The sequence below is a fragment of the Tritonibacter sp. SIMBA_163 genome (genome assembly GCF_046535935.1).
Taxonomy (GTDB): domain Bacteria; phylum Pseudomonadota; class Alphaproteobacteria; order Rhodobacterales; family Rhodobacteraceae; genus Epibacterium; species Epibacterium scottomollicae.
In genome coordinates this window covers 1-254 of the sequence record NZ_JAWJBP010000855.1, presented here as the reverse complement: position 1 = coordinate 254, position 254 = coordinate 1, and the positions used below count along the sequence as shown (strand labels likewise).

The window sequence follows — 254 nt, the reverse complement described above, 5'->3', positions numbered from 1 at the left end:
GGTGACCATTTGGCATCAGTTGCAAAGTGGTGTAAGCGATTATAAGTAACTCCCACAGAGTTTCGCGCAATTTCTGACAGATTTTTGCGCTTACTTTCACCCAATAATCCGGCTAAATAATGTCTAAATTCTCTTTTTTCTGCTTTGGTACGGAACAGATCATCAAATCGAGCACACCATTTCTCGAAGCATGGGGGCATAGCTTCAATGCTTCGTTCTTTCATGGCACTTCACTGACGTAAACTAACTGTTAC

The 254-nt window shown here is 41.7% G+C and carries 1 protein-coding gene; it reads right to left on the bottom strand.

Annotated features, from left to right (window positions below):
• The coding region (locus R0J92_RS24760) for a transposase (RefSeq protein ID WP_411053636.1) at positions 1-224 on the bottom strand (224 nt) is incomplete at its 3' end.
• Positions 225-254 lie beyond the last annotated feature (30 nt).